This window comes from Kluyvera ascorbata ATCC 33433 (genome assembly GCF_000735365.1).
Classification (GTDB): Bacteria; Pseudomonadota; Gammaproteobacteria; order Enterobacterales; family Enterobacteriaceae; genus Kluyvera; species Kluyvera ascorbata.
The window spans coordinates 1-8533 of the sequence record NZ_JMPL01000156.1 but is presented as its reverse complement, the minus strand read 5'-3'; the positions used below and the strand labels follow the sequence as shown (position 1 = coordinate 8533).

At 54.6% G+C, this 8533-nt stretch carries 8 protein-coding genes; 6 read left to right on the top strand and 2 right to left on the bottom strand.

The features are described 5' to 3' along the window. Nucleotides 1–99 (bottom strand): hypothetical protein (locus tag GKAS_RS25380; RefSeq protein ID WP_246870759.1); only part of this gene is annotated, 99 nt, incomplete at its 3' end. Between the two features lie 247 nt (nt 100–346). On the opposite strand from GKAS_RS25380, the gene prpB reads away from it, so the two are divergent. The 6 genes from prpB to GKAS_RS21525 all read left to right on the top strand — a co-directional run bounded on the left by prpB (nt 347) and on the right by GKAS_RS21525 (nt 8119). Beyond that, nucleotides 347–1228, top strand: coding sequence for a methylisocitrate lyase (gene prpB / locus GKAS_RS21550; protein WP_035897332.1), 882 nt, complete (start codon nt 347–349; stop codon nt 1226–1228). A 63-nt stretch (nt 1229–1291) separates the two neighbouring features. Further along, nucleotides 1292–2461 (top strand): bifunctional 2-methylcitrate synthase/citrate synthase, encoded by a 1170-nt coding sequence (gene prpC / locus GKAS_RS21545; protein WP_035897331.1) that lies wholly within the window; start codon nt 1292–1294, stop codon nt 2459–2461. Nucleotides 2462–2500: 39 nt separating this feature from the next. Then, entirely contained in the window at nt 2501–3952 is a 1452-nt protein-coding gene (locus GKAS_RS21540) for a bifunctional 2-methylcitrate dehydratase/aconitate hydratase (protein ID WP_035897329.1), read from the top strand. A 39-nt stretch (nt 3953–3991) separates the two neighbouring features. After that, complete coding sequence (gene prpE, locus GKAS_RS21535; RefSeq protein ID WP_035897327.1) at nt 3992–5881, top strand: propionate--CoA ligase; 1890 nt, start codon at nt 3992–3994, stop codon at nt 5879–5881. A gap of 302 nt (nt 5882–6183) precedes the next feature. Then, entirely contained in the window at nt 6184–7500 is a 1317-nt protein-coding gene (locus GKAS_RS21530) for a tyrosine-type recombinase/integrase (protein ID WP_023326125.1), read from the top strand. Nucleotides 7501–7504: 4 nt separating this feature from the next. Next, a complete protein-coding gene (locus GKAS_RS21525) occupies nt 7505–8119 on the top strand; it encodes a Fic/DOC family protein (protein ID WP_032635834.1) in 615 nt (204 codons plus the stop codon). On the opposite strand, the gene GKAS_RS24985 is transcribed toward GKAS_RS21525, so the two are convergent. Beyond that, the gene (locus tag GKAS_RS24985; protein ID WP_023326123.1) at nt 8116–8274 is read right to left on the bottom strand and encodes a hypothetical protein; all 159 of its coding nucleotides are present in this window, start codon (nt 8272–8274) and stop codon (nt 8116–8118) included. The genes GKAS_RS21525 and GKAS_RS24985 overlap by 4 nt on opposite strands. Between the last annotated feature and the right edge of the window lie 259 nt (nt 8275–8533).

Here is an 8533-nt window from a genome sequence, read left to right as displayed (position 1 = left end):
GCTGATATCGCGAAACAGTTCGAACAGACGAGTGACCGAGACCGTCCAGATAACCGGCTTGTCGTCATTCACTCTCGGTGGAAGCGATGTGGCTGCCATAGCGTGCTCAAAAAAGGGGCCGAATATTGGGTTTAGACTTGTTTCATAAATGTTGCAATAAAACGCGATGGAACGTTTCGTGAAACGTTAGCTGACACGTTTTAATCGATGCTAAAAATGAAGAGACTAATTAATTATTTGTTATTAAAAGACTTAAATAAATAACGCTCAGAAAACAGGCGTTGGCATATCCCTTGCTTTATCTGAATCAACCGAAAGTAACAAGTTGATAACAAGAGGACGGGATATGTCTCTACACTCTCCAGGCCAGGCTTTCCGCGCTGCGCTGACCAAAGAAAACCCCTTGCAGATTGTCGGCACGATTAATGCCAACCACGCGCTGCTGGCCCAGCGTGCCGGGTATCAGGCTATTTATCTTTCCGGCGGCGGCGTGGCGGCCGGTTCCCTCGGGCTACCGGATTTGGGGATTTCTACCCTTGATGACGTGCTGACCGACATCCGCCGTATTACCGACGTCTGCCCGCTGCCGCTGCTGGTGGACGCGGATATCGGTTTTGGCTCGTCGGCGTTTAACGTCGCGCGCACCGTGAAGTCCATCAGCAAGGCCGGGGCCGCGGCGCTGCATATTGAAGATCAGATTGGCGCTAAGCGCTGCGGGCATCGACCGAACAAAGCGATCGTTTCTAAAGAGGAGATGGTCGACCGCATTCGGGCGGCGGTCGATGCGCGTACGGACCCGGACTTCGTAATCATGGCGCGTACCGATGCGCTGGCGGTGGAAGGGCTGGAGGCGGCTATCGATCGCGCTCGCGCCTATGTGGAAGCGGGAGCCGACATGCTGTTCCCGGAGGCTATCACTGAGCTTTCAATGTATCGCCAGTTTGCCGACGCGGTGCAGGTGCCGATCCTCGCCAATATCACCGAATTCGGCGCGACGCCGCTGTTTACCACCGATGAACTGCGCAGCGCCCACGTGGCGATGGCGCTTTATCCGCTCTCGGCTTTCCGCGCGATGAACCGCGCCGCCGAGCAGGTCTATAACGTGCTGCGTCAGGAAGGTACGCAGAAAAGCGTTATCGACATGATGCAGACGCGCAACGAGCTGTACGAAAGCATCAACTACTACCAGTACGAAGAGAAGCTCGACGCGTTGTACACCAAAAAGTAGGCCGAATAAGGCGTACACGGACACCCTCAGTACCCTACACATGATAATAATGACGAGGACAACATGAGCGACACATCGATCCTGCAAAATAGCACCCATGTCATTAAGCCTAAAAAATCCGTCGCCCTTTCCGGCGTACCGGCGGGGAATACCGCGCTGTGCACCGTCGGCAAAAGCGGCAACGACCTGCACTATCGTGGTTACGATATTCTCGATTTAGCGGAGCACTGCGAGTTTGAAGAGGTGGCCCATCTGCTGATTCACGGCAAGCTGCCAACCCGCGATGAGCTGCAAGCCTACAAGATTAAGCTCAAGGCGCTGCGTGGCCTGCCGGCTAACGTGCGCACCGTGCTGGAGGCGCTTCCTGCGGCCTCGCATCCGATGGACGTGATGCGCACCGGCGTGTCTGCACTGGGCTGCACGCTGCCAGAGAAAGAGGGGCATACCGTTTCCGGCGCGCGCGATATCGCCGACAAGCTGTTGGCCTCGCTCAGCTCAATCCTCCTCTATTGGTATCACTACAGCCACAACGGCGAACGCATCCAGCCGGAAACCGACGACGATTCGGTCGGCGGTCACTTCCTGCATCTTCTGCATGGCGAAAAACCGTCGGCAAGCTGGGAAAAGGCGATGCACATCTCGCTGGTGCTGTACGCCGAGCACGAGTTTAACGCCTCCACCTTTACCAGTCGGGTGATTGCTGGGACCGGTTCTGACGTCTATTCAGCGATTATTGGTGCGATTGGCGCGCTGCGCGGCCCGAAACACGGCGGGGCTAACGAGGTGTCGCTGGAAATTCAGCAGCGTTACGAAACCCCGGACGAAGCCGAAGCGGATATCCGCAAGCGCGTGGAAAACAAAGAAGTGGTGATTGGCTTTGGTCACCCGGTTTACACCATTGCCGACCCGCGTCATCAGGTCATTAAGCGCGTTGCCAAACAGCTTTCTCAGGAGGGCGGTTCGCTCAAAATGTACAACATCGCCGATCGTCTGGAATCGGTGATGTGGGACACCAAGAAGATGTTCCCCAACCTCGATTGGTTCTCGGCGGTCTCCTATAACATGATGGGCGTGCCGACCGAGATGTTCACCCCGCTGTTCGTCATCGCCCGCGTGACCGGTTGGGCGGCGCACATTATTGAACAGCGCCAGGACAACAAAATTATCCGTCCCTCCGCCAACTACACTGGCCCGGAAGACCGCGAGTTTGTCCCGCTGGATAAGCGTCAGTAATCCCAAACCGCTAACAATAAAAAACAGGAAAAGTACCTTATGTCCGCTCAGATGATGAATATTCGCCCGGAGTTTGACCGTGAAATCGTGGATATCGTGGATTATGTGATGCACTACGATATCACCTCCAAAGTGGCCTATGACACCGCCCACTACTGCCTGCTTGATACGCTGGGATGCGGGCTGGAAGCGCTGGAGTATCCGGCCTGCAAAAAGCTGATGGGGCCGATTGTTCCGGGCACCGTGGTGCCGAACGGTGTGCGCGTGCCGGGCACTCAGTTCCAGCTCGATCCGGTGCAGGCGGCGTTTAATATTGGCGCGATGATCCGCTGGCTTGATTTCAACGATACCTGGCTTGCCGCCGAGTGGGGACATCCTTCTGATAACCTCGGTGGGATCCTGGCAACGGCGGACTGGCTGTCGCGTAATGCGGTGGCCGCAGGCAAAGCGCCGCTGACCATGAAGCAGGTGCTGACCGGCATGATAAAAGCCCATGAAATTCAGGGCTGTATTGCGCTCGAGAACGCTTTCAACCGCGTGGGGCTTGACCACGTGCTGCTGGTGAAAGTGGCCTCTACCGCGGTGGTGGCGGAGATGCTGGGGCTGACGCGCGATGAGATCCTTAACGCCGTCTCGCTGGCGTGGGTCGACGGTCAGTCGCTGCGCACCTATCGCCATGCGCCGAATGCCGGCACGCGTAAATCCTGGGCGGCAGGTGACGCCACCTCGCGCGCGGTGCGGTTGGCGCTGATGGCGAAGACCGGCGAGATGGGCTATCCGTCAGCGCTGACGGCGAAAACCTGGGGCTTCTATGATGTCTCGTTTAAGGGCGAAGCGTTCCGCTTCCAGCGCCCTTACGGCTCCTACGTGATGGAGAACGTGCTGTTTAAAATCTCCTTCCCGGCGGAGTTCCACTCGCAGACGGCGGTAGAAGCGGCGATGACGCTGTATGAGCAGATGCAGGCGGCGGGCAAAACGGCCGCCGATATCGAGAAGGTGACCATCCGCACTCACGAAGCCTGTATTCGCATCATCGATAAAAAAGGTCCGCTGAATAACCCGGCCGACCGTGACCACTGCATTCAGTACATGGTGGCGATTCCACTGCTGTTCGGCCGCTTAACCGCGGCGGACTACGAGGACAACGTGGCCCAGGATAAACGTATCGACGCTCTGCGCGAGAAGATTACCTGCTTTGAAGACCCGGCGTTTACCGCCGACTACCACGCGCCGGATAAGCGGGCCATCGCCAATGCCATTACCCTCGAATTCACCGACGGCACGCGCTTCGAAGAAGTGGCCGTAGAGTACCCGATTGGCCACGCCCGCCGCCGCACCGACGGTATTCCGAAGCTTATCGATAAATTCAAAATCAACCTGGCGCGCCAGTTCCCAACCCGCCAGCAGCAGCGCATTCTGGATGTCTCCCTCGACAGAACTCGTCTGGAGCAGATGCCGGTGAATGAGTATATGGATCTGTTCGTTATCTGAAACACGACTCATCAGGCGTAAGTTCAACAGGAGAGCATTATGTCTTTTAGCGAGTTTTATCAGCGTTCCATTACCGAGCCGGAGACGTTTTGGGCCGAGCAGGCCCAGCGTATCGACTGGCAGATGCCTTTTACGCAGACGCTGGATAGCAGCCATCCGCCGTTTGCCCGCTGGTTTTGCGGCGGCACCACCAACTTATGTCACAACGCTATCGACCGCTGGCTGGACCAGCAGCCGGATGCGCTGGCGCTGATCGCGGTTTCGTCGGAGACCGAAGAGGAGCGTACATTTACCTTTCGCCAGCTGTATGACGAAGTGAACGCGGTGGCGTCGATGCTGCTGTCGCTGGGCGTGCAGCGCGGCGACCGGGTATTGGTTTATATGCCGATGATTGCCGAAGCGCAGATAACGCTGCTGGCCTGCGCGCGCATTGGTGCCATTCACTCGGTGGTGTTCGGCGGCTTTGCCTCGCACAGCGTGGCGGCGCGTATTGATGATGCCAGACCGGTGCTGATTGTCTCGGCGGACGCGGGCGCGCGCGGCGGCAAGATCATGCCGTATAAAAAGCTGCTCGATGATGCCATCGACCAGGCGCAGCATCAGCCACGTCACGTACTGCTGGTGGACCGCGGGCTGGCGAAAATGGCGCGCGTTGTCGGGCGCGATCTCGATTTCGCTACCCTGCGTCAGCAGCATGAAGGGGCGCGAGTACCGGTCGCCTGGCTTGAGTCCAACGAGACGTCCTGCATTCTCTATACCTCTGGCACCACCGGCAAACCGAAAGGCGTACAGCGCGATGTGGGCGGCTACGCGGTGGCGCTGGCAACCTCGATGGCGACCATTTTCGGCGGCAAAGCGGGCGGCGTATTCTTCTGCGCCTCGGATATCGGCTGGGTGGTCGGGCACTCTTATATTGTCTACGCGCCGCTGCTGGCGGGCATGGCGACCATTGTCTACGAAGGACTGCCGGTTTATCCCGACTGTAGCGTGTGGTGGAAAATCGTTGAGAAGTACCAGGTCAACCGCATGTTCTCAGCGCCAACCGCTATCCGCGTGTTGAAGAAGTACCCAACCGCGCAGATTCGCCACCACGATCTCTCCTCGCTGGAGGCTCTTTATCTGGCGGGAGAACCGCTCGACGAGCCGACCGCCGCGTGGGTGACCGAGGCGCTGGGTGTGCCGGTAGTCGATAACTACTGGCAGACCGAATCCGGCTGGCCGATTATGGCGATTGCCCGTGCGCTGGACGACAGGCCCTCACGCCTTGGCAGCCCCGGCGTGCCAATGTACGGCTACAACGTCCAACTGCTCAACGAAGTGACCGGTGAACCGTGCGGCGTTAACGAGAAAGGAATGCTGGTGATCGAAGGGCCGCTGCCGCCGGGCTGCATCCAGACTATCTGGGGCGATGACGAACGCTTTGTGAAAACCTACTGGTCGCTGTTTTCCCGCCAGGTCTACGCCACCTTTGATTGGGGCATCCGCGATGCCGACGGCTATTACTTCATTCTTGGCCGTACCGACGATGTGATAAATGTTGCCGGGCATCGTCTGGGAACGCGCGAGATAGAAGAGAGTATTTCCAGTTATCCGAACGTCGCGGAAGTGGCGGTGGTTGGCGTCAAAGATGCGCTAAAAGGGCAGGTGGCAGTGGCGTTTGTGATCCCCAAACAGAGCGACAGCCTGGACGATCGCGACGTCGCCCATTCAGAGAAAGAAGCGATCATGGCGTTGGTGGACAGCCAGATAGGCAACTTTGGCCGTCCGGCGAACGTCTGGTTTGTCTCGCAGCTGCCGAAAACGCGATCCGGCAAGATGCTGCGCCGTACGATCCAGGCGATATGCGAAGGGCGCGATCCGGGGGATCTGACGACGCTCGACGATCCGGCGGCGCTGCAGCAGATTCGGCAGGCGATTGAGGCGGGATGATGGGGTTGATGTTATCAACGTAAAAGGGCTGACGATTTCTCGTCAGCCCTTTTTTATATGGTGGCCCCTGTTGGGTTTGAACCAACGACCAAGCGATTATGAGTCATAAAATTGGCATGTTTTTAATTGTTTGTCATTGTCTCTGTTTGTATTTTTAATTGTCTTTAATCAATCAGTTATGAGGTTATTTTTGTTTCTGATTGGTTCCCTCATTTCCCCATTGTACTATCCTTACCTGACCCGTTACCTGACCCGAAATGGGCATCGGGTCAGGTAACGCTTATTCTTAGAAAGGTAAACTCATGGCCGCTAATCTTACCGAGACTGCTATACGTGGATTGAAGACAAAAAGCACGGCGTACTACGTGTGGAGCAACAGCGCTCAACGTGGTACTGGCAGGCTTGGCGTTAAGGTTCAGCCTTCAGGCAGCAAGGTTTTTTATTTCCGTTACTACGTTGAGAAAGGGAAGAAAGAGAAGTTCATCCAGTTGGGCATCTGGCCTGAGATGAAACTGGTGACAGCCAATGAGCTGGCGAAAAAGTATGGTGCCTGGCTTGTTGAAGGAAAAGAACCCCAGCAAGAGCTTGAGCAACAACGCCTGGCCGAGCAGCACATGATGCAGATCCATCGTTCTCAGGGATCTTTTGAAGAACTGGTGCATGGCTACGTCAACAAGATGAAGCTCGATAATAAGCGGACCTGGGCTGATGTTCTGAAACGTCTTGAAAGAGAGTGCTACACGGTTATTCCTCGTGATACCAAAGCGAAGGACGTGACGCCTCTGCAGATCAAAACCATTCTATCAGGTATTATCCAGCGTGATGCGGTGGTCCATGCTAATCGGATTCGCTCGTATCTGATGGCGGCATTTAACTACGGCCTGAAAGCCGATAACGATCCGATGAATACCAGTGTGGGTATCACGTTTGGCCTTGAAGTTAACCCTGTGTCGGCAATACCTAAGCAGTCTTCGGCGGAAAAGGTGGGTGATACATGGTTAACGCTGGAAGAGCTACGTTTTGTCATGGAGCAGTTCGCTCAGGCAACTAACGTTGGGCCACTGATGCAGCACCTAATCCGCTTCTGTGTTTATGCTGGCGGGCAGCGTCCGTTTGAAATAATTGCCAGCCAGTGGAGCGCGATTGACTGGCAGCAAAAGACGCTCCTAGTAATTGCCGATGTATCGAAAAACAAACGGGAGCACCTGATCCCACTGACTGAATCGGCATTAAGTGAATTAGCCTCAGTGAAAGAACTGACTAAGGAAAGTAACAGCCCCTATATCTTCCCGCTCTCGACCAACGGCGAACGACCGGTGCGTACCGATAGCCTGGCGCGTTCCATCATGTATTTCCGGGCTTTTAATCCTGAGTTTAAAGTTTTTACGGCGCGAGATTTACGTCGGACCTGTAAAACGCTGATGGGGGAAGCGGGGATCAGCAAAGAGATCCGGGACCGTATTCAGAATCACGCTTTGAACGACGTCAGCTCGAAACACTACGACCGTTATGATTATCTGACTGAAAAGCGCAGGGCGCTTGAGATCTGGGAAGATCGTGTCAACAACTATCAGCGACAGCAGGAAAACAACGTTGTGAACTTGTTTGGACGGAGGTAAGGGCTTGTCAAAATATGAGCTTAATTCTGCAGAAGATCGGTATCAGCCGGGCTCTGGAGACTTAGTGCTGGCTAATAAGCTGGGGATCATTGATGAAGAGGAAATGGAAGCGCTGGAATCTGGCTTGCTGCTGATGCTTTATGAACAGCTATTTATCGAAGGCCAGCCGCCTAAAGCGCTGGCTTTTGAGCACATCAGTAGGTGGCATCGCCAATGGTTGGGGAATGTGTATGACTGGGCAGGGAAGTTACGCAATGCCAACCTGACTAAAGACGGCTTTCAGTTTGCAGCTGCCGACAGGATTCCGCTTCTTCTTGATGGTTTCGAGAAACAGTTTCTTGCTCGGTCTGGTGAGTTAAAGGATCTTTCTCGTCCGGAGCTGGTTAGTTATCTGGCTGAATGCCACGTAGAGTTTATTTTGATCCATCCATTCAGAGAAGGTAACGGACGTCTGTCGCGGCTACTTTGCGATGTATTGGCCGTTTTGGCAGGGAAGAGTTTGTTAGATTACAGCTTATGGGATGAACACAAGGCGTTTTACTTCAAGGCCATTCAGGCGGGCGTATCAGGTAACTACAGCCCTATGATGCAACTGGTGAGCGACATCTTGCCAGATTAACGGGCGAGGCCAACAGCTTTCGCCTGTGCCTGATTTTTTTTGAGTTGCTGCTCAATTTTTTGCACAGAAACACCCGTTTCGATCGCGGTTGAGCTGGCGATGGAACGGTAAATCTGTGCTTTGGTAACTTGTGATGATGTTAGTTGCTTGTGCATGGGACGGTTCCTAAGGGTTTCCACTTGGATTGTAGTTACGATGGTTGATAGTAGCAAGGATGCTTTTGGTCAAGCCTCGCCATAAGCAAAATAAGTGAGACAATGTCATAAAGGTAGGCCTACTTCAGGGCTTTACAAAATTACTATCCTAAGTGTTATTATCCAACAATGTCTCTTAATGAATGCCTTAAGGAATATGATGGAACATTCCACACAATTTTATCAATTAAATGAAGTAATTAATAAATATAAATTACAC

Excerpts from the sequence above, each read along its gene's own strand:
- GKAS_RS24985 (WP_023326123.1), bottom strand. The coding sequence starts at position 8,274 with ATGCACAAGCAACTAACATCATCACAAGTTACCAAAGCACAGATTTAC.
- prpE (WP_035897327.1), top strand. The coding sequence starts at position 3,992 with ATGTCTTTTAGCGAGTTTTATCAGCGTTCCATTACCGAGCCGGAGACG.
- prpC (WP_035897331.1), top strand. The coding sequence starts at position 1,292 with ATGAGCGACACATCGATCCTGCAAAATAGCACCCATGTCATTAAGCCT.
- GKAS_RS21540 (WP_035897329.1), top strand. The coding sequence starts at position 2,501 with ATGTCCGCTCAGATGATGAATATTCGCCCGGAGTTTGACCGTGAAATC.
- prpB (WP_035897332.1), top strand. The coding sequence starts at position 347 with ATGTCTCTACACTCTCCAGGCCAGGCTTTCCGCGCTGCGCTGACCAAA.
- GKAS_RS21530 (WP_023326125.1), top strand. The coding sequence starts at position 6,184 with ATGGCCGCTAATCTTACCGAGACTGCTATACGTGGATTGAAGACAAAA.